Source organism: Paenibacillus sp. TSM33, assembly GCF_056099025.1.
In genome coordinates this window covers 333,879-358,284 of the sequence record NZ_JBLZXB010000017.1, presented here as the reverse complement: position 1 = coordinate 358,284, position 24,406 = coordinate 333,879, and the positions used below count along the sequence as shown (strand labels likewise).

Sequence of the window (24,406 nt, the reverse complement as noted above, 5' to 3'; positions counted from 1 at the left end):
CCAAAGCGATTGCTAAAATAACAAGAATAACCATAAAAAATATTTTATAACCAGGTTGCCCGTGTGTATTTTTTTTCTTCTTAATGTAGTAGACAGCCATATAACTTATTCCCCAAATAATTACAAAACAGCTAAAATACTGGTCATAGAGTCTCCTTACTGTGTCGTATTACAAAGGTTCAACATCAAACACTGCCGCCCATGAAACAGAAACATAAACTCCGTTACCATTGTTATTCGCGCTCATACGTGCTGCAAACAATGCAAAATATCCTGCGACTGATCCTGAGATACCTGAAACAGGAGGATACCAAGCCGTTGCCCCTGAAACGAGTGCGCCGCCACCTGCCACACTATTATAGTAATCTATCGCTTGTTTAGTCTGAGAGTCAGTGAATTTCCGATCATATCCCCACCAGTGGTAAGTCCAAGATCCGTATTCTGCATTAAGCGAGATGGTATTGTCCTTTATGCTTAAATCGCTATTCACAGTAATTTTACCTGATTTTGATAATTCATTTAATTCATCAAAATGCTTTTGTAAATCCGATAAATTATACTGGTTATAAATACTTTCAGGAACCTCTTTTAGGGACAATACTCCATCTTTAACTTGAATTTTGTGTAATTTGTCATGTGGATGATTCGGCAGATGCTGCAATTGGAGCAACTACCGTAAGAGCTAATACACCTGTAAGAATGATTGCTGTGTTCTTTAACTTCATCCAAAACCGTCCTCTCAAAATGGTATTATTTTGAACTACCAATCCAGTGTACCACAAAATAAGGAATAATTTGTGTGTTTTAAATAATTAAATGGGAAATGACGCTATAGAACTATTTGTCTTACAGTAGTCGACAATATTCAAAAAAATAATTTAGTCAAATATCCGAATGACAAAAATTTCAAAACTTATTGACAACTGTTAAATTATGGACAACAATAGAGTGCAATAATATATAAGTTTTGGAATTTCTGTATGAAAGGTGGATATGACATGAAGCATACACCTACGATTCGAGCAGAATTAGATAGATACCTACAACAAAAGGGTTTGAGCTTAACGCAATTTGGACAACTTGCAGGCATGAATAGAGGAATAATAAGTTCTATTGTGACAGGTAATAAGTCAATGTCTGTTAACCAGCTTGACTTAATCACTGAGGCTATGGGTTTACCAGAAGGTCACTTTTATGATCTATTTATAGAAAACTTCATCATCGACCACCCCCCGAATATGAGGAGAATCGAGCCGTTTTTGTTTCGCTGGCTGATTTGGACAGGTTGGATGCGATCCGTCGAGTGGTGGGAGCTATCATGGATAATCTGCTGTATTCGCCCAAGCTATTTGAAATTGCAGAAGAATTATTGTCGCAGGGAAGACATGCGGCTGCATTGCTGTTATTTGAGGGGGTAGCTGAAACGGATAGATATCAACATTCTGAGCGTTTGGCAGTCTGTCAATATCGTATATTTACGATTCAAGTTGGAGACGACCAAAGTAAAAATCTTAGTGCAGCTACGATTTTTGAAGTTTTTGTTGAGCGCCTTGATGAAATAGACCAACTTGACGCATTGAAGGATTTAGCCAACGTGTATAGGTCATTACGTAAATGGGACAAGGTTGATGAGATAGCGAGGAAAATGAGAGCTAAAGCCGAAATCCAATATACACTGAAACATCAACAGAACAGTCGAGAACATACTGAATCTACTGATAAGCTAAGCCGTCCATTGTTTGTATACATTTCCTATGCTGACTTGTTGTGTGCAAGCGTTTGTGAAGCCCAAGGCGATTATCAACAAGCTCTAGAATATACATCCACCTACGCTAATTTAGATTGGGTAATGGAGGCTGACGAAGATACCCGGCACTGGATTAGCTTGTTCAAAAGTTGGGCAGAAGGTAATACTTACGTGTATAAACTTTTATCAGGAGATATAAATGTGCTGCATGATTATGTTGAATATATTGTAGCGACATCAGCGACTAACGAAAACGAGAAGATATCAAAACTGCTCAATGTTATAATTGCCGCAAACCAATATAGCATAGATGTAGACGATATACTAAAATGATTTGAATCGGAGATTAATTCGTTTTCTGAACAGCCTCTATCCGATGATATGTATACACAACAAGTGATACCGGACTATATCGCGTGGTTTGGTTACGAGTTAGCTTATTATTATTTACATCGAGGCTCCTACAATGATGGTTTTAAACATTTGATGTATTCAATGGTAAGTTATCATACACTAAATAATGAGACTTACTTTATAAATTGTATGGGGCTATTTATGCATTTTCGGGAACATGCGTCTCATGAAACCAAAGCTAGTTTTTTAAATCTTATTGAAAAGGTGTGGATGACTAATGTTGAAAAAAACGGTACTGCTGATCATTGCGGCTAGCTTTTTATTATTTATTGTTACTGTGCCGGATCAAGCCTTTAACCACCATAGTATCCAACCTCAAGTTACTATTGGAGGGGCTTAAACGTAAGTAAAGCAAATCCCCGCTAACCTTAATTGATCGGCGGGGATTTCTTCAGTGTAGGAATTACCACACGTTTTACCCGAATATCTATTTCTGAGGTGATCAGTATGAACCATACATATAAAGTGTTAAAGTCAGATATAGAACTATTTGCAGCTGCATTAAGCCAGGAAAGAGTATATGTAGTAAAACCGTTGAGTAGTGATATGGTGTAAGTTGTAGACCACCTGTTGCCGCACCTGGGGCACAACGACTTTTTATTTTTGCATTATATGGGGGAGTGCCAGCGTCGCTGTCACCAGGCGCAAACACATGTAAAATATAGTAAATATATTTGGGTTGACAGCACATTTGGACAGCAGTATGCTTGCTAAGGAAATATTGATGTCCTCGTTAGGTGAGGCTCCTATACGAACATAAGCCACTGCCCGGAAACATCGAAAGATGCCAATGGGTATAACAGGAATTGCCGGATTAAGGCTCTTCTTAATGTGGCTAAAGAACTTTGGTTCTTTTACGTCGTATAGTGCTAAAGCTGGACTTGGGGGAATCGGATATTTGCATGCTTTATCTTGCATGCAGAACGACGCCCTTCAGTTGAGCTGAGGGGCGTTTTTATTTCAATGTGTTAGGTATTGGCAGTGATATGGTTCCAGTGTGATCAGTAAAATATGGAGCCCACAACATGTTAAGGAGAGAGGGGTTGAACCATTCAATGAGTAGTCGAAGTTCGTCTGAACCGGATCCAGAACCAGGGAGTCTATTGGCAGTCGGGTTAAAACTAGATACCGTATTTGAGTATGGTTGCTACTCCTCTCCTATGGGTTAGTATTGGGCCTGACTGCCTTAAAACAAGGAGGCAGTTGACATGTCAAAAATAAATTTTTTTCAAAAAAAGCAGCAAAATAAAAGTGCTGCTCATATTCAAGGCTTTGATATTGAATTGAATCAGGAAAATACTCGTCGTATTGATCGGCTAGTCGATAGTTACGAAAATAGCATTCTTTCTCATTTAGATGAAGCTTATCAAAGAACGACAAGCTGGCAAGATCGTCTTGCGGATCGGATTGCATCATTCGGCGGTAGCTGGAGATTTATTACTTATTTTTCTATCTTTCTGACCCTCTGGATACTGTTGAACAGCTTGCCGTTTACTCGCTTTCATTTCGATGAACCTCCATTTATCTTGTTGAACTTGTGTTTGTCCTTTATCGCAGCATTCCAGGCTCCGGTCATTATGATGAGTCAGAACCGCCAAGCTGCAAGGGATAAGCATGAATCGATCATTGACTTCGCGATCAACTACAAAGCCGAACAAGAGATTGACGATATGCAGAGCCACCTTCATCGGATCGAAGGCGAACTGATTGAGATTAAAAAACTCTTACTTGTTCTAAAACAACCGAATGAAGAACACAAATGACTCTTTGGATTATATAGAGGCCCCGTAGAAAAGTTTTCACCTGAAGCGGTTCAGATTAACGGATCTTATTTCTTTCGTAATCAGTTTGAATTTAGAGTAGATGTGAAAAAGGACTCCGCTGGTATGTAACCAGTATGGAGTCCTTTGTTTTTTATTTAGTTGAATACTCACTTACTTCAAATGTGAGTATTTTATTGAAAATTACATAGTCCTTACGGTTACTGAATGGACCTTTGTTGTTATTGTGCTTATCAATGGCATATGATGCAGTTCCTGTTCCAGCTTGTTTGCCTTCATACCATGTGATAAAGGAATTTACTTCATCCATTGAGAGATCAAATTCTTTTTCAAGACCAGTGTTCATGGTCACTGTAAGTATTGCACGATTCCCCGTTTCGGGTATATCCGGAGTTACTGGTTCTTTATAACCGAATAACTGCAGCTCACCAATACAAGTATATCCAGCAGTTCCCCCATTATCTGCTGTTATATATAAACGATATTTTGAATAGCCTTTGCTATTTATGATAGCGAACTCTCTAATTTCTCCTCTTTTCCAGTTTATTTGATCTTGCTGTTTATCTAAATCTATCCATTGAGTCCCATCCCAACCTTGAAAAGCCCAAGTTTTAGGTATGCCATTTACATATGTATCTGAATCAGTAGGATTTAAAGTATATTTTGTAACTACTGCGTTCTCCTTAAAGTCATTTTACGCGCTCAATCTGATGAAGACTCATCTGATACACAGAAAATAGTCCAAGTAAACTTCTTTGACGATGTAGATAAAGTAGTTATAAGAAAAACAAAGTGGCTACATATGATTTGCTTTCGGCAGAGGGATCGGTTTCTAAACGAGTTTCTGGTCAAGAACTGACAGCAGATGTGACAGCCAACACCGCTTTAGTTAAAGACCAGCGCCATGTAAATTATAAATTTTATCAATTCTCACGAGTAACATTAATTTTTCAATAAATAATATGCGTGATAAGCACGAGGGATTGATAGCAAAGCTGCTATTTCTGGATGGAACAAAACACCTCAAAGTACCAACAGTACTTAGAAAAAGGATCTCGTAAAGACATACCGGGTATTTCAGCTACTACATCCGCGGATAAGCGGCACAGAGCAATTGTGAACATAGCAAACAGTTTGAAGATCAATCGCACCTTAGATTTTGTCACGATCGACTATGGACAAGGACGAAACAAGGAAGGTGAAATTGGACTAAGAATGCCAGAAGTAAATTAGACCGTAAGGGTTTAAGCCTTTGCGGTCTTAATTGTAGGTGTCTAAGATCCTAGACTGTAAAACAAAGTAATAGTCTGACAATGCTCCATTAAGCTAAGGGCAGGATAGTTTAATAACAAATCGAATTTCTTAAGAGTGGAAGGGTATACGAGATGACGCGCTGCTTAACTGAAGCGTAAAGTAGATGTAATCAAAAAGGAGATACTCAGATGGAAGCAAATCCAAATATTCGTTTAGCAATCGAAGAATCTATACAGTTCCTTAACTCTACTTCGCATTTGGGGAAGACTCACGGCGAGTGCAGCCGTCGAAAATGGGATGGAGCTTGGTGGCATATGGCTGCTCTTTATGAAATGGGAGAAGTGAAACTAATTCCCGAGTCTGCTATTGTCAAAGCAAAATATTTACTCGAAACTCAGGTCTGGCCGACCTTCATTATATCCGCCGATGACCATCCAACAAGTGAAAGTGATAAGATGAAGATGGATTGCTGCCATTGTGAACTTGCCGTATACTATATGATTCTAGTGGCGTATGGCTGTGATTTGGACAAGGAACTGCCTTGGATTCGCGAATGGCTCTTAAAGCATCAGTTACCTGATGGCGGGCTGAACTGTGACCCTGAAGCTTATACTCATTCTAAAAAGAGCTCTATTGTTTCAACACTTCCTCCGCTTGAAGCTATCTTATGGCATACAGACCGTGAATTAACTGAACAGGAAGCCGTTTTCTTAGATGAGGGCGCACGTTATTTAATTGAGCATCGTCTTGTATGTTCTAAACAAAATAGAAGCGTCATTGATATGGAATGGCTTAAGCCTTGCTTTCCGAGGTTTTTTGAATATGATATATTACGCGGCATGTCCTTCTTGGCAGAATGGTCCCGACGTAGGAACAAAACGCTTCCGGTCGGGCTGCTTATTGAAGGATTGGAACGATTGAACATCTTCAAGGAATCAGGAGGCTTGCGAATCGGTAGACAAGTCTTTGATCCACAAGGCCCGTGGGGTGGGCAACCCTTTCCATTGTTAGAAGCAGTGGCTGGCATTGGTGACGTTTCGCCTTATCTAACCAGACAGTTGGATCGAGTTATCGAACGATTGGGACCGGAGTATACCTATACATAAAGACTTCCTTTGGAAGGAATATCGTGTTGGAAGAGGAGCGGACCATCACTAAACTAAACCATGAGGCTGTCGTGGATTGAATGGCAGCCTTGTTACGCTAACGGCAGGTTAGTTGAACAGCTTCTCAAGATGTTCTGATGGGAAATTTGAAGGCGTCCCAGGCATTGTGGATGAACATTTTTTTGCTTGCTACGGTCGCATACTATCGGGATGCCAACGCCGGTGAATTGGAATAGGATGAACTAATCACTTGCATGTATTATCGGCGAGTGATTCACATTCCGTAATTTTGTATCGCTTATTGTAGTGGAAATGCCCAATGATCTTTTGATACGATCATTGACATTTATCCAAATAAACCGTTGCGTTTTTTTCATTGTTTCCCCTTTTCACACAATCTATAATAATGCCTTAAATGATAATCATTTTCAATTAATAGAGAGAAGGAAAGGGGCAACAAGTGTGAAGAAACAACGTAGAAAGCAAATTATACTCTGGGTAGGGAGTTTCCTCCTATTGTTGATAATATCGGCATGCAGTACTTCTAATGCTAATAGCAGCGTGTCCGATGAACAGAAAGAGGAAAGTGAGAAAACTGTTCAATATACAACGATAACAGGTGAACAGGTTGAAATACCTGCAGATCCAAAACGAGTGGTTTATATTGGCCAGACAATTGGTGATTTCTTGGCTATGGGTATTCCAATTGTTGGTAATAACCTTCCCAAAGATACTCCTAGTTACTATGAAGGTAGATTTGAAGGGATCGTTGATGTTGGAAATCCTGGTGACTTAGAGACGATTCTGAGTTTAAAACCCGATCTGATTATTAATGGTTATTACAAGGCAGAAGCAGATCATAATGAGGCATTGTCGAAAATTGCTACTACTATCCCCTTTAACCCAGCCCTTCCTTATACAGAACGTGTAAAGGAGATGGGAAATATCTTTGGCAAACAGGAAGAGGCAGCTCAATTGATTGCTAAGTTTAATGCACAGTCGAAAGAAATGTTTGATAAGTTTCAATTAGCAGACGGGGAGACAGCGACAATTTTTTATCAGTTGGGTAAAACACTTTATGTTATGGGCAATCGTAGCCTGGGTGCTATTATTTATGGGAAGAACGGTTTTGCCGTCCCACCAGCTGTACAGAAGAATATTCTTGATAAAGAAGGCGTGTCTTTCGTTAATATTTCAGAAGAAGTGCTTTCAGAATTTGCTGGTGATCATTTGTTTGTAGTTGTACAAGATGATGGTGAAAGTAAAACAGAAGCTGACCGACTGCTACAAAGACCAATATGGGGAACTTTGCCTGCAGTTCAAAAGGGAAATATTCATATTGTTCCCAGTAAATGGAATACAGATAATTTGTTAGCTTTGGAACAATTGTTTAAACAGATGCCACAATGGATGGATCAACAGTAAGACTCCAATTATTAAAAGCTGAACTATAGTTTATAGTTGAAAGCAAGTCATTATATGTTATAATAACGATAATGATTATCATTTTCAATTGTTGGAGAGTTGCTTATGAATCTAGCATCCTTGTATATTAGGCTGCAACACTATGAGAGATTTCAAGTTGACCAGATAATTTCAGCGAATGGCCACAATGTGGGAATGAATGACATTGAAACAAACTTATGCACATTATTGATAGCACTCAGTCACGGCATACGGCTGTATGTAGACAACATTGCAATCGATCTGCGACAAGGAAGCTGTATTCTGGTTTTACCTATACAGCGCTACACGGTGGAATCAAGCAACAAAGAGGCACAGCTTGCCCGCTTTACCTTTGAAACCTTTAAAGTAGAAGGAATCACTTTGAATCCGGTTGCTCATCCACCTTTGCTTTGTGGTTACCCCTATAATCTGTTGATTTCTCATGTCAACCGAGTATTAGGAATCGAAGCATGGATAAGCAACCAATATTGTTCCTCTCTATCCACATCAGAAATGGCTATGATGCAAGGTAGTCTTCAGCTCATTCTGGGGTTGATGGCTCAGTTCGATGAGCAAGTTTCCCAATTGCAGAACAATGAAAAGATAAACTTGGTTCAACAAACTGTGCAGTATATGGAACAGCATTATGATGAGGACTTGACAGTTGAAAAACTTGCTATTATGGCTGGAATGGTCAGATGGCAATATAGTCAACAGTTTAAAATAATGACCGGCAAAAAGCCAAATGATTATTTGGTCCAATTACGTATAAACCATGCAAAAGAACTTCTGTGTAATTCAACCGAGACATTGAGCAAAATATCTCGGCAAATTGGATTTAAGGATGAATACTATTTCAGCCGGTGCTTTCATAAATTAACTGGACACACTCCGCGTGATTATTCGAATATTCATTTTCGTACTCGGCAAAGAACAGTTATCGATTCATTTGGCAGAAAAATTCATGTTCCTAAAGATACAACACGTATCGTGACTGATGGCAAATTTACGCTTGGAGAATTACTCGTTTTAGCCATGCCCCCTATAGGAGCGGCCATCTCTATCATGAAAAAGAACGTGATTTATCACAATAAATTGCGAAATATTTATAATATTGGGCATTGGGCAGATCCAGATAAAATTGCACAACTACAGCCGGAGTTATTATTGCTTAGCTATGTTCATCCCGAACAAGATCTGCAGAAACTAGATGCGATCGCTCCTACTGTTATATTGAACAGTAAGTTTAGACTATTTGAGCGGTTACGGTATATTGCTAAACTAGTTGAACGTAGTAACGCTGCGGAGAAGTGGATTACTAGATATGAGAACAAAGTAAGATGGGTACGAAGGCAATTAGCAGATGCATATGTTGCTGGAGAGACAGCTGCTGTTTATCTCAAGATTGGTGCAAAACTTTATATTATGGGTCAGAACGGATTGGCTGCCACCTTGTATGAATCTCTTGGCTTTCGTCCTTCTGCCAATGTGATGCATCTAATCGAACAAGGGCAAGCATGGATAGAAATTCAGCAGCATCAGATGAATCACTATGCTGGAGATCGTAATTTCGTCTTGGCTTCTCGCCAGGAATTGCAAACTGTTGCTCACTGTCCACATATAGGGGCTTTAGCTGATCTAAGTAACAGTAAGACTCATTTTGTGGATAATGCATGGAATTATGATGATCCCATTACACGCGGACGGTTTCTAGAGGTGTTACCGTATATTTTTAATAAGAAAATTAAGTGATTAGGGGAGGCTTAAAGCCTAATCACTATTAACTCAACTTTCGTCACAGGCTACGCGCAACTTTCAAGGCGTTTTCGTCTGATCGCGGACAGCGCTTAACCAGCATAACTCGACTAACGAGGAATGTACTCAATCTAGCGCAGGGAGCCTCGCAAAAAACAGTGGCTGAAGAGCACGCTTAAAACCACTTTTGACGAATTGATGAAAATGGCTAAGAAAATTCGAGAGTAATCTGATAAGGGCCGTATCAAAACACAAGCATTGCGCTTGTGTTTTTTAATTGCTTCTAATCTGTTGGAAGGAGGATGAGCAATATCAAGAAAGTGAGCAAAATTCAACATTAAACAGAGTTCTGCCCACCTAATACGAATAACGAAATTTTCTTAGCTATTTCTTCTTTGTTTAAATTTACTTTTCCGGATGCCCATAAAAAACCAGTCTCATGGATTATATTCGCATAAATAGATGCGAATAAATCTTTTTCCATATCTGTATATAAGTTTTCTATGCTCTTAAGAAAATACAATTTCAACTCACTCAATATTTTTTCTTTCAATTGGGGTATTACTAAACTTATATTACTTTGGCGACATTGTAATCTCGGTTGTTGGTAAAAATCACAAACAGCTAAAACAAGCTGGCTTATACTTTCTTGATCAATTATCATTGATCCTGTTGTCCGTTTTGCAATAGCATTTGAGGCGGAATTTTCCATAATATAATCCAATAAATCGTACTTATCGTTAAAATGTGCGTAGAAAGTAGCTCGATTTACTTGCGCTTCCTCTGCTAAATCTGCCACTGTTATTTTTTCAAACTCCTTCTTACTTGCTAAACTAAAAAAAGCGTTAACTAAAGATTCTTTAGTATAAGTTGTTCGTAAATTTCTTACCTTTGTCCCCATTTGATTCACTCCTAACCCAATAATTCTTTAATATTGTTGCTATAGCAACATTGGTAACTATATTGTTGGTTGTTCGTTTTGTGTATTGAATTTAAGATGTTAAAACAACACGTGTTGTTATATGTATACCACAAAAAAAGGAGTTTGTATAAAAATGAAGACTATTGCAATTATTGGTGCAGGACTTGGATTAGGGTTGTCCCTTGCAAAAAAATTCGGGGAGAAAGGATTTACAGTTGCTGTCATTTCGCGTAACCCTAAGAAATTGGCCGTTATCATGAACGAACTAAAGAAGCTAAATATTGAAGCGAAATCTTATGTAGCGGATGTCAGGGAATTGACTGCACTAAAACAAGCATTAGATGCTGTTAAACAAGACTTTGGTCATATTGATGTTCTGGAATTCAGCCCCTATGCAGGACCAACGCATTTCAAGCATGTGTTAGAAACAACACCAGAAGATGTGTTAGAACAAGTAAAAGGTTACTTGCTCCCTGCCGTTCTTTCTGTGAATGAAGTAATACCAGATATGATAAATAATGCTTCGGGTGCAATTCTATTGACCACAGGATTATCTGCCATGGTTTCCTACCCGTCTGTTGGAAATGTTGGTGTGGTAATGAGTGGTGTTCGTAATTATGCTACAAATTTGCATTTTGAGTTGAAAGAAAAAGGCATATATGTCGGTCATCTTTCAATAGGCACTGTCATACAAGCAGGTACGGCTGGAGATCCAGATCTTATTGCTGAGGCTTGGTACAATTTATATGAGAAAAAGGATTGCTTTGAAGATACTTTCCCACAAGAGATCAACCCAACCAAATTGTCAAAGTAAAACTAATATAATAAAAGAGATAAGTGGATTTCTTATCAATCTTATAGGATTGACAGTGAGAGTAGAGCAGAAGAAGCAAATCCCACTGTAAATTAATATAAGCTACTCAGTCTTAGTGAGATAACTATTAAACTGTCTTCAATAAAAACATCGGCAGCCATGGACTAAAAATAAAATCCTAGACTGCCGATGTTCGGTTTAACTATCGCGTGCCTTTAATTCAAACTTTTCTCTTTTCATAAAAGTTGTGGTGCTAAGCTTTCAGCGGTTGAAATCATGTCTTACTCCAAGTCGCTTGTATAATTCTAATCCGCACCGAGTTCAATCGTTTTCGTGGCGACGCGGTCATGAAATTCCCGATCATGCTCCACGAAGACAATGGTCGGCGTGTACTCAAGCAGCAGTTCCTCAATTTGCATCCGGGAAATCACGTCGACAAAGTTGAGCGGTTCGTCCCAAATATGCAGATGAGCCTCCTCACATAGGCTTCTTGCGATCAGAACCTTCTTTTTCTGCCCGCCGCTAAACGCCGATATATCCTTCTCAAACTGGATGCGGGCGAAATCTAGCTTACGCAACACGGCTTTAAATAAACTTTCGTCAATTTTGTGCTCTGCTGCATAATCGGAAAGCGTACCTCGCAAATGAGAAGTATTCTGGGATACATAGGAAACGCGAAGCTGCGGGTCCCGTTGAAACGTACCTGTATAGTGCAGCTCCTCAGCGTTGAGCAGGTGAAGCAAGCTAGACTTACCTGAACCATTTGGACCTGAAATTGCAATCCGATCTCCTGGTTCAATCGTCAGACTAACGTTCTTGCAAACTGCTCTTTCCCCGTAGTAAATCGTGACATGATCCAGCAGCGCCAGTTCCGATTTGGGATACACAAGCTGAGAGATCGCAAGGCTTTCTGACTGTTCGATATTTCGAAGCAGTTTCGATTTTTCCTCTATAGCAGTGTGTTGCCGCTGTTCGATGGATTTTGAGCGTTTCATCATTTTGGCTGCCTTATGCCCGACGTACCCCTTGTCAAGCTTGGAACCGGAATTTCGTGTGCCGTTTTTCGATTTTTCGGTCTCGAAAGACCAGCTACTAGTACGTTTAGCGGAAGCTGATAAACGCTGTATATCTTTGTACAGCTTTTCGTTTTGTGCCATTTCAAATGTATCCTGGCGAGTTTTGTTCGTCCACCAGCTGGAGAAGTTGCCTTTTTGGATTTCGATATTCGTTTTGTTGATCGCTAGAATATGATCCACACAGCGGTCGAGAAAAGCCCGGTCGTGTGAAACAAGAATGAAACCGCGCTTCGTATTCAGATAATCGGCGACAAGCTTGCGTGCGTGCAAATCGAGATGATTGGTCGGCTCATCGATGAGCAGAAATCGATTGTCCTGGATGAAGAGCACGGCTAGCAATACCTTCGTCTGTTCTCCTTGGGACAGCGATTCGAATGGTCGGTACAACACGTCTTCTGAAACCTTAAGCAGGTTCAGTTCACGCATCAGCTTCCAGTTCTCATAGTTTGGCACGATCTCTTCGACGACATCTAAGGTCAAATACTCCGGGTGTTCAACGGGAAACGGAAAATAATCAAAGGCGACTGGCGCGGAGATCGTACCGTTGTATTCATACTTCCCCTGCAGCAGGTTTAAGAACGTCGTTTTACCCCGACCGTTTCGCCCCGTAAAACCCAGCTTCCAGTCTGTATCAATTTGGAAATGAACATTTTCGAATATAGGGTCATAGCTGCCTGGATAGGCAAAAGTAAGATTGGTTACCTGAATGGCTGGCATGGCAATCATCCTTTCGTTTGGAAATAAAAAGAGCCGCAAGAAAGGTGCTTTCTTGCGGCTCTAATCCATACGAGGAAATACGGCCCCATTCTAAAGGGCCGTATGACTGTCCGGAGAGGGGGCGCAAACGAAACGCAGACCTTTCTTGCAGAGATGAAATAAAACGACCACAGCCGATCGCTGCGTCCGTTCTTTTTCGTGATCTCGAAGCAAGAAAGTTCTACATGTATCCGTTCAACTCCCATCATCAAATTACATCCAGTTTATCACAATAGTAATTTAACTACAACCTGCGTTAGTTCCATTTAGGCTGAAGCTTCGCATAGGTCGACATGCTCCTTAGATTGATTACTGTTATTTGACTATCTTCTGCTGTCATTGCTTTGCAACCAGCAAGCCAGAAAGAAACACCTAAAAATTTGAATATAGCGCCAAGAAATGTATTAGCAAAGATAAATACACAGGAATAGAAGGATAAGAAACCAAACGAAGAGGGGGCAGGATAATTTTCCTGAGCAGAGATGGGGAAAGAAGGCTGGATAAGTGGGAGATTTTTAAATTTAGTGCCACTTTAGGTAGCGCGGTGGCGTATTTTTACTATGGGTGGTCGGGAGTATTGGGGTGGTACTTGCTCTGGTCGCTATTGATTATGCGATTGGATTATTTGCTGCTGGTGCAGAAGGTGAGAAGGGAACCGGACCAAATTTAAAAAGTAAGATTGGTCTTCGTCGGCATCGCTCGAAAAGTATTTATTTTTGCAATGGTGGCAGTATCCCATCTAATTGACGGAGTCTTAGGCGATTGCACCTATTCCGGGACGCGGGCGCCTATTTTTATATGGCAAATGAACTGCTGTCCATTTTGGAGAATGGCGCCAGACTCGGCGCACCTATCCCTCTCGTGGCCCGATAAACCGTAGAAGTTTTGAAAAGTAAGGTATTGCATTTGCCTTCATTAAAGCAAGTCAGGGACAACGATACATTGCTCAAACATCATATAAAGAAGCTGGGGGGAACGTAAGCTTCAGGAGACTTTGCAGTATGCTTCACTTACTCTTTCCATTCAAGGTAGCGTAGTATCCCAACTAGAGTTAACATCGTAATTGAGAATACATATCATGATTATAAGGCAAAGATGAAGGCAGTACTTGCTACTGAAGCACATTGTGCAGGCACGTGCAGATTATTAGCAGCCCATAAAGTTAACAAATAACAGACAAGGATGAATGCCAAAATAACACCTACTATAGTAAAATAGTTTTCTTTTTCATGTTTAGTTAAACACTCCGTTGAGATTACCGTACAAAATTGAAACATAAAGCGACTTCGATTTAATTCCAAGACGCTCCCCTGCTTGTAGTATTGGTTAGTGAATGTCTGAGGGGTACTGACCAGTAGTACCCCAAGCTTCGCCTTCAACTTTGTTACCGTTGGCTCTGAATTGAATTACGTATTCCCCTGAAGGCATCCCATTAGGGAATGAATTAAGACTAGTCCACGTCAATGTGTCACCTTTACCAACAGTTTTATAGACATATTCTCTCCCGTTACCCTGCAAGCTCCAAGTGAGATTTGATGCTCCTTCATTCCGAACTTTAATCTTTACATGTCCATAACCTTTTTTAACAGTTAAGTCCATCGTCGGACTTGTCCCGCCAAGAACCTCATGTACCTCTTGACCAATTGATTGGATAACTATACCTCCATGATCCTTCGATACTTTAATCCCCGTAGCTGGTGCGGCAGAAGCAGCCAATGGAGCTATTGCCGTTAGAGCCAATACACCTGAAAGAATGATTGCTGTTTTTTTAAACTTCATCAAAAACCGTCCTCTCGAATGGTATAATTTGTACTACTGATCAAGTATATCTTATAAAAAGGAATAAAATGTACATTTACGCTAACTAGATGGTAAAAAATAGAACTATCTTCATTACAGTACCGACAATATTCGAAAATACATATTTCATTTGAATATTACATGACATATATTTCAAAACTTATTGACAACTGTTAAATTATGGACAACAATAGAATGCAATAATATAAAAGTTTTGGAATTTCTGTATGAAAGGTGGATATGACATGAAGCATACACCTACGATCCGAGCAGAATTAGACAGATATCTAGAACAAAAGAGTTTGAGCTTAGCGCAATTTGGACAACTTGCAGGTATGAATAGGGGAATAATAAGTGCTATTGTGACAGGTAATAAGTCAATGTCTGTTAACCAGCTTGACCTAATCACTGAGGCTATGGGTTTACCGGAAGGGTATTTTTACGATCTATTTATAGAAAACTACATCATCGACCATCCTCCGAATATGAGGCGAATCGAGCCGTTTTTGTCTCGCTGTGCGGAGTTGGACAGGTTGGGTGCGATCCGTCGAGTGGTGGGAGCCATCATGGATAATTTACTCTATTCGCCCAAATTATTTAAGATTGCAGAGGAATTATTGTCACAAGGACGGCATGCAGCTGCATTGTTGCTCTATGAGGGGGTAGCTGAAGCAGAGAGATATCAACATTCTGAACGTTTGGCAGTCTGTCAATATCGTATATTTACGATACAAGTTGGAGACGATCAAAGCCAAAGCCTCAAGGCAGCAACGCTATTTGAACCCTTTGTGGAACGTCTAGATGAAATAGAACAGCTTGACGCATTGAAGGATTTGGCTAACGTGTACAGGTCTTTGCGTAAATGGGACAAGGTAGAGGAAGTAGCTAGAACAATGAGAGCTAAAGCTGAAATCCAATATACTTTGGAACATCAACAGCAGAGTCGAATGCGTGATGAGTCTTCCAAGAAACTAAGTCGTCCGCTGTTTGTGTACATCGCTTATGCTGATTTGTTGTGTTCAGGTTCTTGCGAAGCTAAAGGCGATTACCACCAAGCTCTACAGTATACATACGCCTATGCTAGTTTAGATTGGGTAAAGGAGACTGACGAGGATACCCGACACTGGATTAGCTTGTTCAAAAGTTGGGCAAAAGGTAATACTTACGTATATAAGCTTTTATCTGGGGATGTAAGTGTGCTAAACGATTATGTTCAATACATTATTGCATCAAGTGATAAAGTCGATAAGGAAATGATTGTAAAGCTTTTAAACGTAATGTTTGCAGCTAACCGATTTCAATTAGACGTGAATGATATACTTAAACGGTTTGAAATGCTTATTGATTCTTTTGTACAGCAACCATCATCGGATATGTATACTTATCAGGTAGTACCAGAGCAAACAACACGTTTTAAGTATGAACTTGCTAAATACTACTTGAACAGAGGCAATTACTCTTATGGCTTCAAGTACCTGCTAGACGTTTTATCTAAATCATTAGCCAATAACAAAGAATCCTTTTTCATTAGATGCATAAGATTATTTGAGCAGTTTAAACAATTTGCTGACGTTAGAACTTTTATAAAGTATGAAAGTTTAGTTAGTGTGGGGCAAAGAGATAGATTATTTTACTATTAATATTCATGCCCTCTTTTTTAGAATGCATGGTTAGACAATGTTAAAAAAAATGGTACTGCTAATCATTGCAGCTAGTTTTTTGTTTATTGTTACTGTGCCTGTTCAGTCGAATAGCCATCAGGTTACGCCATACTATGATCCAATTGGCGGGGCCTGAACCCTGTTTGAGGAATGAATGACCAATGTTGAGAAAAATTGTACTACTGACCATCGCAGCTAGCTTTTTGTTTATTGTTACTGTGCCGGATCAAGCCTTTAACCACCACCATAGTATTCAGCCTAACGTTACCATTGGAGGATTTTAAAGCTAAAGCTCTGCTAACCTTATGGTTGGTAGAGCTTTCTTTAGTGCAGGAATTACCACACATACGGCAGAATAATTATCTAAGGTGATCAGCATGAACCATACATATAAAATGTTAAAGTCGGATATTGAACTATTTACAGCTGCATTAGGACAGTAAGAGTATGTGTAGTACAGCCGTTGGGAGAGGGTTTGATAGATATTGTGGACTACGGTGGCGTAGTAGAGAAGATTACACTGGGGTCGGTTAAGATTAATGGATCGTATTTTTTTCGTAATAGTTTGAATTTAGAGTAGAAGTGAAAGGACCTACCAGATTGTAGATGGTGTCACTTTAAGGTAGACCATATCAAAAATAGGAGGGGAAAATGATGAAGAAAAGAATATTTCAGTTCTTGATTTTATCTTTATCTATAGCAACTACGGTAGGTGCAGTTCCAGCTTCACCCAGTAAAACTAGTGGAAACAACATAATTTCTCAAAGATCGGGCGGAAGCGCAACTGTAAAAGAAGCCTTTAGTGTCCCTAAAGGATGGGGTCATGTTAAACTTTGTATGAAGAATCACTCTGATCATCCAGTAAGAGTAAGTTTAACTCACAGTGGTTCAAACAAACTATATATTGAAAGTTTAGTAATCGCTCCTCACGACACAGTGACTTGGAAATCTACAGACCAAGGTTTTAGCGACGGATTGCGTTCTGGAGACTACATACTTCAGTGGAGAGGCAGCGATTATAAAGTTGACGGAGAAACATGGGGAGTAGCTCATTCACAGCCTGGAAACCTCTAAATTACCCTAGGAATACAACTGGTCCTTCTGGCAATTTGATGTGGAAGGTTAAATATGTGTTTGTTCAAGACAGCAAGTGAATTAATCCCCTTAATTGGTGGTAGAGCTTTTTTCGTTGATCAATTTGAACTTAGAGCAAATGTGAGAAAGGATTCCGCTGGTATGTAACCAGTATGGAGTCCTTTGTTATTATTGTGCTTATCAATGGCAAAGAATGAAGGGTCTCTACCTGCATCTTTAGTGTCATACCAAGCGATGAAGGTGTTCAATTCTTTTTTACTCAAATCGAATTCTCTATCAAATCCATTATCCATTGTTACAGTCAAAATAGCGCGATCACCAGTTGGTTGCGATGATCTATCTGTATCCGATGATCCAGGTGTTGTAGACAGATCGGGCTTTGTTGATGGATCAGGTGTTGTGTTTAAATACTATGAAGCTATCGTATGATAAAAGAAATCGCAAGAGGATTAATTGTATTTTTAAAAGAGTGGAAACAAGTGTATAAAGGTTTTCAGGTGGTGCAGGTCCACGGTTGTTCCAACCTTTAACACCAACACAGTTCACACCCTTGACTTTCCCCTATGTGTGCAGAAGGTGGCGCAGGTGTTAATATTCGATACATAACCCTTAGTGATAACCGGGAAGCAGGATCATGGACAATCATCAGTTAGATAAGTATACTGATGGAACTAAAATAAGGTTCATCGTGAAATAAAAACAAAGACTCACGCAGTTTAGAGCTGGCATGAGTCTTTTTAATACCCAATAAAAAATAAATATGCAAAAATATAGAACATATTTATAGATAAGCAAGTTTATGTTTAGACACATTTCCTCAATTAAATTATTCTTAGTTCTATTAAACATATTGGAGGATTATTTAATGAAGAAAGCATGTATAACAATTTTATTTTTAGTTCTTTTATCTCTTCCCTTGTCAAATGTTTTTGCAGCTGAAGCAGAGTATTCAGAAAATCTAGTTCCACATATGACAACTAACATTTTGCCATCTGGAGTAGCAAGCGCAAGTAATGAATATTCATACGCATATGAGGCGTTTAATAAGGAATTTGCTACTATTGCTAGTTCGTGGACATCAAGTACAACTTCTGCTTGGCTAAGATATGACTTTCCTAAAGCCGTAGTTATTGAGCAATATGTGATATATCCACAGACAACGGCAACCGACCGCGCCCCTAAAGATTGGACTTTCGAAGGCTCAAATGATGGGGTTACTTGGAATGTGCTAGATACTCAGTCAAATATCACTGGATGGGTGGATAGTACTCCCAAAAAATTCACTTTCTCTAATTCTAATTTATACAAGGATTATAGAATTAATATTACAGGTAATAATGGAAGTCAGTATCTAGCTCTTAGCGAATTAGAAATGATGTCTAAAGTATCAAGTTCCACTCCTAACCCAGGAACAGAGGAACCGACTCCAAACGGGGATCGTGCAATTCTAGTAGTCACCATGACAACTGGCTTGGAGAAAGAATTTGACCTAAGCATGAAAGAGGTCAATGACTTTATTGCATGGTACGAAGGCAAACAAGCTGGTTCTGGATCAGCATCCTATGCAATCAATAAACATGATAACAATAAAGGTCCATTCAGTAGCCGTAAGGACTACATGCTGTATGATCGTATCCTAACGTTTGAAGTAAGTGAATACTCTAAATAAATTAAAAAGCTCTGCCGACCCATTAAGGTTAGCAGAGCTTTTTAACGTCATCACTTCATTGCACTGGTTCGGCGGTAATCTTTATATATCTCCGTTAGTCCCAAGACTTCTTCCAGTGTCAGGTTATTACGAAGGTGATTCAGCGCTTCGGCGATATACAACGCTACCACTATTTGCTTTTGTTCATCAGTTCGTGGCCGTTCCTCTTGTAATTTGTCTTGTATGTTCCTGCGATGTATTTCTAGAAATCTTTCTAAATTCATAATCATCGCTCCTTTTTTGTTAAGCTGGATGTTTCTCGTTTAGCCTCTTCAAATAGTAAACCAAGATCACTATACATATATGTCTAGCAGGAGGGAATATGAACAGGCGAAAGGAATGAAGTGAAGTAAACTGAAATTATATTCGAGACAGACATGCTATAATTGAATCCCATCAAGTATTAAAGTCCAGCAATAAGGAGAGATATTTTGGAGCAATTTAGAGGAATTGAAATTGTTGAAATGACATTTGATAACAAGGATGATTACGAATGCAAAGATCAACCTTTCATGGTCATAGGGAGACTTATCCCCAAACTAAAAAATGGCATATGGAGTTATCATGAAGAACTTTATGAACAACCTTATGAGTCAAAATACCCGGAACACGAAGATCTTGATGAATATATTAATAGCAATGACAGTATTGCTTTCTTATACTATTCCGGAAGGAAATGCTTGGGACATATAAGACTGGGGACAGTAGAGGAAACTAAATTTGCTTCTATTGACAGACTTATTATATTAGAAAGTAGCAGAGGAAAAGGAATTGGAACTGCCTTGTTAAACAAGGCAAGGGAATGGGCATTACAAAAAGGAATGCAGGGATTTACGCTTGAGACGCAGGATGTTAATTTACTCGCTTGTCGATTTTATTTGAAAAATGGGTTTGAAATTGGAGCAGTGGACACTATGCTTTATTCAAACTCAAAATACAAAGATGAAAATGCGGTATTTTTCTATTCAAAATTCTAATGCATCATGATAATTTAATGTATTGTATTTACAGAATTCCGTTGTGCCTGAAAGTATCGGTCATACCCTACTAGCCAAAGCCAGTGGGGTACTTTTAGGTTTAGTGAGATATTATTGTGGCTTTTGATTTAATTCCATCTAGCTACTATGCTAATTATTCTTACCTATTGTTGGCGGAATGCTATTATTTGAGATCTCCTGCGAAAAAATAGAATGTTATATTAGTTGCATAATATATTGACAGATGGTTTAATTATGGTGAAAAATGTTTGGGCATATCCCAGGCATTAATTGGGAATAGTAAGTGCCATTGTGACAGGTAATAAGTCTATGTAGTCTGTTAATCAGCTTGATCTAATGACTGAGGCTATGGGTTTAACAGTGGGCTGCATTTACGACTTATTTATAGATAACTACATCATCTCCACGTCCCCGAATATGAGACGAATCGAGCCATTTTTATACCGTTGTGCAGAGTTGGACAAGTTGGGTGCGATCTGTCGAGTGGTGGGAACCATCATGGACAATCTACTCTATTCGCCCAAACTATTTGACATTGCGGAGGAATTATTGGCACAGGGACGACATGCGGCTGCACTGCTGCTCTATGAGGGTGTAGCTGAAGCGGAGAAATACCAACATTCTGAACGTTTGGCAGTTTGCCAATATCGTATTTTCACGATTCAAATTGGTGGATTCTAAAGTAAAAGAAAGCTCTGCTAACCTTAATGGGTCGGTAGAGCTTTAATTGTTCACGCTTCTTATAATGTATCAAGGTATTCTTTCTGGAATTTGATAAAATCTTGCACACTATCGTGATAGGTAAATCTACCGCCATTTTTGTCAATAATCCACTTGATCTTCTCGTCATTTAACAAGACTCCATACATGCAATGATGAAGCAGTTCAATTTGCTTTTCATCCCTAATTCGGATCAAGTGTTTTTCTTGTTCGTCAATGAGGTACCATTTTGTTTCTGTTTCATCTACATCCGCATCCACATACAGTATTGATACCGACAAGGGGAATGGCCAGTCAAACCAATGTTCTCGCTTGTCTTCTCCATAACCTTCAAATGCCATGGTTATTTCCTCCTACTTGGATAATTTCCTGATTAGTTTAAATGTATCTAACGTGTTGCGATTGTACGCTTTATTGATAACTGTTTTTTTGGGAACTCGCAGCTATTCTCAGTCTTTGGCATCTTGGCACCAATGCGGTAAATGACCTGCCGTTTGAGATTGGCCCGAACTGCGATGCGTTTGTTTAGGCTGTGCTTAGCGAAGACGGATACGCTCTATATTGTAATCATAGAGGGCTGGGATGGTGCCAAAAGATCATTACATTTCCTCGTCTGGAAATAGGCATTATACGGTATTAAACCTCCGATGATCTGGAGTTTATTTTTTGTACTCAGAATATAATTTGTGTATAACACAACAGGAGGTTACATACATGTCATGTCAATAAGACTCAAAGGTAATGGACTATGGGAAAGCAGACGCATCATACCAGAACATAAGGAAGCGTATCTAAAGCTCATGAAAGAAGTCGAATTTTAAACAAATGTTTACTGGGAATCATTTTATGCTATAGTAACTGATACAAAGAAGGCTTGGAAGTGAGGAATAAATCGAAGATGAAGCGTAGGTACATCTTTATCTTGATTGCTATGCTAATTACAACTACTATTCTAATTTTCCTGATGAATTCTGGGGATAATACGAAGTATAAATACCCATCAGGCAAAGATACCGTAGAATATTTTGGTGACGGGACTTTTCAAATTTATAGAGGGGGGCCGCACGACCCTTTAATTCTTTATAATCATCTTGCTGGTCCACTGGAAAATACTGTTGATAATATTGTGTCATATAAGATTAAAAAAAATATCGTATATGTGGTTGGGGAAAGTGGCTTCATTAAATTGGACTCAAGTACCAACACATACGAGCAAAAGAAACGGGTTTCCGACTTTACTTCCAAAGATAGAGAGGTATTCAATAAATTAATAGAGAAGTAGAGGATAGCATAAGCAAATATGGTAGTAGGGAGCTTTAACTTGTTCACAAATCCTATATGCACACAAGAAGAATTTTATCAAAAGTATATACAAGTAAACAAGCTTCGGGTGCTCCCAGGCGATGTTGGTTTCTGCAATTCAATTCTAAACTCTCGTAGAATTTTATATCAACGGCAGCCTTGGATAAGGAAATAAAGTCCCGGACTGCCGCAGCTTTTTTATAAAATTAACATTCATCGTTAGTTGGCTCAGGAAACGAACTGCAGGGCTGCACTAAAATATTTTTAACTGACTAGTTTTAGCCCCATAGCAGAAACAAGGACCAACCCTATACACAAAATGCGCATTAAACCGCGTGGCTCACTATAAAAGATCATGCCGAGGATAGCGCCTCCAGAAGCGCCAATTCCAGTCCATACAGCGTAAGCTGTTCCCATCGGGAGTGTTTGCATTGCCAACGACAAAAATATAAAACTGAGGCCAAAACCGGTAATCAAAAGAGTCAGCGATTTCCAACTGCGGGTTTGATTGAACTTGTTGATAAGCAAAACCCCGATCATTTCAAAAATGCCCGCTAAAATCAAATATACCCAATTCATAATCCACTAACCTCCTCTTTTTTCTTACTAAGAATTTTCAGTCCAATCACTCCAATAAGCAGCAGCCCGATCAATGCTACTTTTGAAACACTTATGTCTGCGCCAAACAATAGAATTTCAGCTACTACAGTTCCTGCCGTCCCTAGCCCGACAAATACAGCGTATACCGTTCCAACCGCTAATGAACGAGCCGCCTTGATCATCAAATAAAAGCTGATGTAAATAGCGATTACTGTACCACTCCATTCCCAAAAACTATCCGCATGCTTTAACCCACTAACCCAAGCAACCTCAAATATAGCCGCCACAATGACTGAAATCCACGTTTTGTTCATAACATGTTCCTCCTTAAACTTCTTATTGAAATTTGGCCATAAAAGAAAAAGATAAAAGCCTGGGAAATAAAACGCACAATGCGTTTATCTCCCAGGCTTTTATCCCTCCGTGTCACAGCCATCTGGCTGTGCGTTTTCTCTCGGACCAGACCAATCTTGCGATTGCGGAACCCTAGAAAACGTTTTTATTCAGTTAATGGTTAAAATCATACTAACACGCGATGTAACGTGAGTCAATTTACAATTTCCCCACTAACTTGCTAGTTAGTTTAACGCCAATGTTTAGTCTGCAAATACATTTCCATTTGAATTCGCCGGGTCGGATGTTTAACTGAACGCCCGGTCACAGAGTCGTAGCTATACATATATTAAGGTGAAAACAATTAAAGGAGGGCTAAAGCTATGAGTGGATGTGCAGGTGGTGTGTGGACTTCTACAGCGGCAATTTTGGTGCTCTATATCCTTTTGGTTATCATCCTTAAATCGTGCTGGGTTTAATGTTGTGAAGAAAATTGTATAGACCCCATCAATAAAGTTCAATGCCCTTATTTCTTTGGTAAACTACCCGAAATCAAATTAGATAACAAGCTCTGCCGACCGATTAAGGTTAGTAGAGCTTGTTTTATTTGAACATTTTCCCGATCTGCTTAATCATCTCAAATGCACTACGATTATGCACCTTATTGTATGCAGTCTAGGAAGGTTCTAGAGAGTGGATCAATTAATTATTGGCATAATCCGAATCAACAACAATAGGGTATCGAATAATGAAGGGTATGCTATTTGTATCAATGGTGCCTGCTCTAACGGAGAGGTTGCGTCCAATATCAATGAAAACGGGTTAAGAGTCAAAATAAAGGGGAAATGTTTCTGTGATGTTTTTTTAATTACCAGCATGCCCTATCACAGAATGTATTTTTACATATATTAAGGTGACGACAGATAAAGGAGGTTAAAAGGCATGGGTGCATATGAAGGTAATGGCGGCGGTGTATGGACTTCTACAGCGGCAATTTTAGTGCTCTTTATTCTCTTAGTTATCATCACTAAATCACTTTGGGTTTAATTGGTGAAAAGAGCTGCTGGATAATATCACTTCACTCATGGATTGTAAAAGGTTGATCCCAATAAGCGCAT

25 protein-coding genes, 5 pseudogenes and 2 riboswitches are annotated in these 24,406 nt (G+C 39.3%); of the genes and pseudogenes, 20 read left to right on the top strand and 10 right to left on the bottom strand.

Features of this window, described 5'->3' with window-relative positions; translation table 11 throughout:
* Positions 1 to 169: 169 nt before the first annotated feature.
* On the bottom strand, positions 170 to 661 hold the full coding sequence (locus ACN6NF_RS13520) for a hypothetical protein (protein WP_474318158.1): 492 nt from the start codon (positions 659 to 661) through the stop codon (positions 170 to 172).
* 337 nt (positions 662 to 998) lie between these two features.
* Between ACN6NF_RS13520 and ACN6NF_RS13515 the strand changes: the two are divergent.
* The 3 genes and pseudogenes from ACN6NF_RS13515 (at position 999) to ACN6NF_RS13505 (ending at position 3,924) form a co-directional block, all read left to right on the top strand.
* Positions 999 to 2,416 (top strand): annotated as a pseudogene (locus ACN6NF_RS13515) (transcriptional regulator).
* Positions 2,379 to 2,501, top strand: a complete 123-nt coding sequence (locus ACN6NF_RS13510; RefSeq protein WP_260846422.1) for a hypothetical protein — start codon at positions 2,379 to 2,381, stop codon at positions 2,499 to 2,501. The pseudogene ACN6NF_RS13515 and the gene ACN6NF_RS13510 overlap by 38 nt, the downstream one beginning before the upstream one ends.
* Before the next feature lie 382 nt (positions 2,502 to 2,883).
* A riboswitch (M-box (ykoK) riboswitch) is annotated at positions 2,884 to 3,056 on the top strand.
* A gap of 313 nt (positions 3,057 to 3,369) precedes the next feature.
* Positions 3,370 to 3,924, top strand: coding sequence for a DUF1003 domain-containing protein (locus ACN6NF_RS13505; protein WP_474318157.1), 555 nt, complete (start codon positions 3,370 to 3,372; stop codon positions 3,922 to 3,924).
* A 151-nt stretch (positions 3,925 to 4,075) separates the two neighbouring features.
* Here ACN6NF_RS13505 and ACN6NF_RS13500 read toward each other — a convergent pair whose 3' ends face one another.
* Positions 4,076 to 4,288: a galactose oxidase gene (locus tag ACN6NF_RS13500; protein WP_474318156.1), complete on the bottom strand. Its 213-nt coding sequence runs from the start codon at positions 4,286 to 4,288 to the stop codon at positions 4,076 to 4,078.
* 662 nt (positions 4,289 to 4,950) lie between these two features.
* Here ACN6NF_RS13500 and ACN6NF_RS13495 point away from each other — a divergent pair.
* The 4 genes from ACN6NF_RS13495 to ACN6NF_RS13480 all read left to right on the top strand — a co-directional run bounded on the left by ACN6NF_RS13495 (position 4,951) and on the right by ACN6NF_RS13480 (position 9,500).
* Entirely contained in the window at positions 4,951 to 5,175 is a 225-nt protein-coding gene (locus tag ACN6NF_RS13495) for a hypothetical protein (RefSeq protein ID WP_474318155.1), read from the top strand.
* Positions 5,176 to 5,384: 209 nt separating this feature from the next.
* The gene (locus ACN6NF_RS13490; protein ID WP_474318154.1) at positions 5,385 to 6,302 is read left to right on the top strand and encodes a prenyltransferase/squalene oxidase repeat-containing protein; all 918 of its coding nucleotides are present in this window, start codon (positions 5,385 to 5,387) and stop codon (positions 6,300 to 6,302) included.
* Positions 6,303 to 6,764: 462 nt separating this feature from the next.
* The gene (locus ACN6NF_RS13485; RefSeq protein ID WP_474318153.1) at positions 6,765 to 7,727 is read left to right on the top strand and encodes an ABC transporter substrate-binding protein; all 963 of its coding nucleotides are present in this window, start codon (positions 6,765 to 6,767) and stop codon (positions 7,725 to 7,727) included.
* Between the two features lie 105 nt (positions 7,728 to 7,832).
* Positions 7,833 to 9,500: an AraC family transcriptional regulator gene (locus ACN6NF_RS13480; RefSeq protein ID WP_474318152.1), complete on the top strand. Its 1,668-nt coding sequence runs from the start codon at positions 7,833 to 7,835 to the stop codon at positions 9,498 to 9,500.
* Between the two features lie 340 nt (positions 9,501 to 9,840).
* Here the strand turns inward: ACN6NF_RS13480 and ACN6NF_RS13475 are convergent, their stop codons facing one another.
* A complete protein-coding gene (locus tag ACN6NF_RS13475; protein WP_474318151.1) occupies positions 9,841 to 10,404 on the bottom strand; it encodes a TetR/AcrR family transcriptional regulator in 564 nt (187 codons plus the stop codon).
* A 154-nt stretch (positions 10,405 to 10,558) separates the two neighbouring features.
* Between ACN6NF_RS13475 and ACN6NF_RS13470 the strand changes: the two genes are divergently transcribed.
* On the top strand, positions 10,559 to 11,239 hold the full coding sequence (locus ACN6NF_RS13470; RefSeq protein WP_474318150.1) for an SDR family NAD(P)-dependent oxidoreductase: 681 nt from the start codon (positions 10,559 to 10,561) through the stop codon (positions 11,237 to 11,239).
* A gap of 305 nt (positions 11,240 to 11,544) precedes the next feature.
* Here ACN6NF_RS13470 and abc-f read toward each other — a convergent pair whose 3' ends face one another.
* Complete coding sequence (abc-f, locus tag ACN6NF_RS13465; protein ID WP_474318149.1) at positions 11,545 to 13,032, bottom strand: ribosomal protection-like ABC-F family protein; 1,488 nt, start codon at positions 13,030 to 13,032, stop codon at positions 11,545 to 11,547.
* 603 nt (positions 13,033 to 13,635) lie between these two features.
* Between abc-f and ACN6NF_RS13460 the strand changes: the two genes are divergently transcribed.
* Both ACN6NF_RS13460 and ACN6NF_RS13455 read left to right on the top strand, forming a co-directional pair.
* Positions 13,636 to 13,818 carry a hypothetical protein gene (locus ACN6NF_RS13460; RefSeq protein ID WP_474319086.1) on the top strand — a complete coding sequence of 61 codons (183 nt, stop codon included), beginning with the start codon at positions 13,636 to 13,638 and terminating at the stop codon, positions 13,816 to 13,818.
* Positions 13,793 to 13,944: pseudogene (locus ACN6NF_RS13455) on the top strand (phage holin family protein). Before ACN6NF_RS13460 ends, ACN6NF_RS13455 begins: the two are co-directional and overlap by 26 nt.
* Before the next feature lie 453 nt (positions 13,945 to 14,397).
* On the opposite strand, the gene ACN6NF_RS13450 reads toward ACN6NF_RS13455, so the two are convergent.
* On the bottom strand, positions 14,398 to 14,850 hold the full coding sequence (locus ACN6NF_RS13450; protein WP_474318148.1) for a hypothetical protein: 453 nt from the start codon (positions 14,848 to 14,850) through the stop codon (positions 14,398 to 14,400).
* Between the two features lie 266 nt (positions 14,851 to 15,116).
* Between ACN6NF_RS13450 and ACN6NF_RS13445 the strand changes: the two genes are divergently transcribed.
* The 4 genes and pseudogenes from ACN6NF_RS13445 (at position 15,117) to ACN6NF_RS13430 (ending at position 17,606) form a co-directional block, all read left to right on the top strand.
* Complete coding sequence (locus ACN6NF_RS13445; protein ID WP_474318147.1) at positions 15,117 to 16,511, top strand: helix-turn-helix domain-containing protein; 1,395 nt, start codon at positions 15,117 to 15,119, stop codon at positions 16,509 to 16,511.
* 182 nt (positions 16,512 to 16,693) lie between these two features.
* Positions 16,694 to 16,816 carry a hypothetical protein gene (locus ACN6NF_RS13440; protein ID WP_474318146.1) on the top strand — a complete coding sequence of 41 codons (123 nt, stop codon included), beginning with the start codon at positions 16,694 to 16,696 and terminating at the stop codon, positions 16,814 to 16,816.
* 93 nt (positions 16,817 to 16,909) lie between these two features.
* Positions 16,910 to 17,138: pseudogene (locus ACN6NF_RS13435) on the top strand (hypothetical protein).
* A 48-nt stretch (positions 17,139 to 17,186) separates the two neighbouring features.
* The gene (locus tag ACN6NF_RS13430; RefSeq protein WP_474318145.1) at positions 17,187 to 17,606 is read left to right on the top strand and encodes a hypothetical protein; all 420 of its coding nucleotides are present in this window, start codon (positions 17,187 to 17,189) and stop codon (positions 17,604 to 17,606) included.
* Between the two features lie 119 nt (positions 17,607 to 17,725).
* Here ACN6NF_RS13430 and ACN6NF_RS13425 read toward each other — a convergent pair.
* Positions 17,726 to 18,031 (bottom strand): annotated as a pseudogene (locus tag ACN6NF_RS13425) (SPRY domain-containing protein); the annotation flags it as partial.
* 461 nt (positions 18,032 to 18,492) lie between these two features.
* Here ACN6NF_RS13425 and ACN6NF_RS13420 point away from each other — a divergent pair.
* Positions 18,493 to 19,296 carry a discoidin domain-containing protein gene (locus ACN6NF_RS13420; protein WP_474318144.1) on the top strand — a complete coding sequence of 268 codons (804 nt, stop codon included), beginning with the start codon at positions 18,493 to 18,495 and terminating at the stop codon, positions 19,294 to 19,296.
* Positions 19,297 to 19,346: 50 nt separating this feature from the next.
* Here ACN6NF_RS13420 and ACN6NF_RS13415 read toward each other — a convergent pair whose 3' ends face one another.
* Positions 19,347 to 19,559, bottom strand: a complete 213-nt coding sequence (locus ACN6NF_RS13415; protein ID WP_474318143.1) for a hypothetical protein — start codon at positions 19,557 to 19,559, stop codon at positions 19,347 to 19,349.
* Between the two features lie 207 nt (positions 19,560 to 19,766).
* On the opposite strand from ACN6NF_RS13415, the gene ACN6NF_RS13410 reads away from it, so the two are divergent.
* Positions 19,767 to 20,312, top strand: a complete 546-nt coding sequence (locus tag ACN6NF_RS13410; RefSeq protein ID WP_474318142.1) for a GNAT family N-acetyltransferase — start codon at positions 19,767 to 19,769, stop codon at positions 20,310 to 20,312.
* Positions 20,313 to 20,580: 268 nt separating this feature from the next.
* Positions 20,581 to 21,005: pseudogene (locus ACN6NF_RS13405) on the top strand (transcriptional regulator); the annotation flags it as partial.
* Positions 21,006 to 21,073: 68 nt separating this feature from the next.
* On the opposite strand, the gene ACN6NF_RS13400 reads toward ACN6NF_RS13405, so the two are convergent.
* Positions 21,074 to 21,394 carry a hypothetical protein gene (locus tag ACN6NF_RS13400; RefSeq protein WP_474318141.1) on the bottom strand — a complete coding sequence of 107 codons (321 nt, stop codon included), beginning with the start codon at positions 21,392 to 21,394 and terminating at the stop codon, positions 21,074 to 21,076.
* A gap of 557 nt (positions 21,395 to 21,951) precedes the next feature.
* Between ACN6NF_RS13400 and ACN6NF_RS13395 the strand changes: the two genes are divergently transcribed.
* Positions 21,952 to 22,335, top strand: coding sequence for a hypothetical protein (locus tag ACN6NF_RS13395; RefSeq protein ID WP_474318140.1), 384 nt, complete (start codon positions 21,952 to 21,954; stop codon positions 22,333 to 22,335).
* 284 nt (positions 22,336 to 22,619) lie between these two features.
* Here the strand turns inward: ACN6NF_RS13395 and ACN6NF_RS13390 are convergent, their stop codons facing one another.
* Positions 22,620 to 22,934, bottom strand: a complete 315-nt coding sequence (locus ACN6NF_RS13390; protein ID WP_474318139.1) for a DMT family transporter — start codon at positions 22,932 to 22,934, stop codon at positions 22,620 to 22,622.
* Positions 22,931 to 23,269, bottom strand: a complete 339-nt coding sequence (locus tag ACN6NF_RS13385) for a DMT family transporter (RefSeq protein WP_474318138.1) — start codon at positions 23,267 to 23,269, stop codon at positions 22,931 to 22,933. Before ACN6NF_RS13385 ends, ACN6NF_RS13390 begins: the two co-directional genes overlap by 4 nt.
* Before the next feature lie 86 nt (positions 23,270 to 23,355).
* Positions 23,356 to 23,456, bottom strand: a riboswitch (guanidine-I (ykkC/yxkD leader).
* A 215-nt stretch (positions 23,457 to 23,671) separates the two neighbouring features.
* On the opposite strand from ACN6NF_RS13385, the gene ACN6NF_RS13380 reads away from it, so the two are divergent.
* Positions 23,672 to 23,767: a hypothetical protein gene (locus ACN6NF_RS13380; RefSeq protein ID WP_016821962.1), complete on the top strand. Its 96-nt coding sequence runs from the start codon at positions 23,672 to 23,674 to the stop codon at positions 23,765 to 23,767.
* Between the two features lie 463 nt (positions 23,768 to 24,230).
* On the top strand, positions 24,231 to 24,335 hold the full coding sequence (locus ACN6NF_RS13375; RefSeq protein ID WP_430208195.1) for a YjcZ family sporulation protein: 105 nt from the start codon (positions 24,231 to 24,233) through the stop codon (positions 24,333 to 24,335).
* The last annotated feature ends 71 nt before the right edge of the window (positions 24,336 to 24,406 follow it).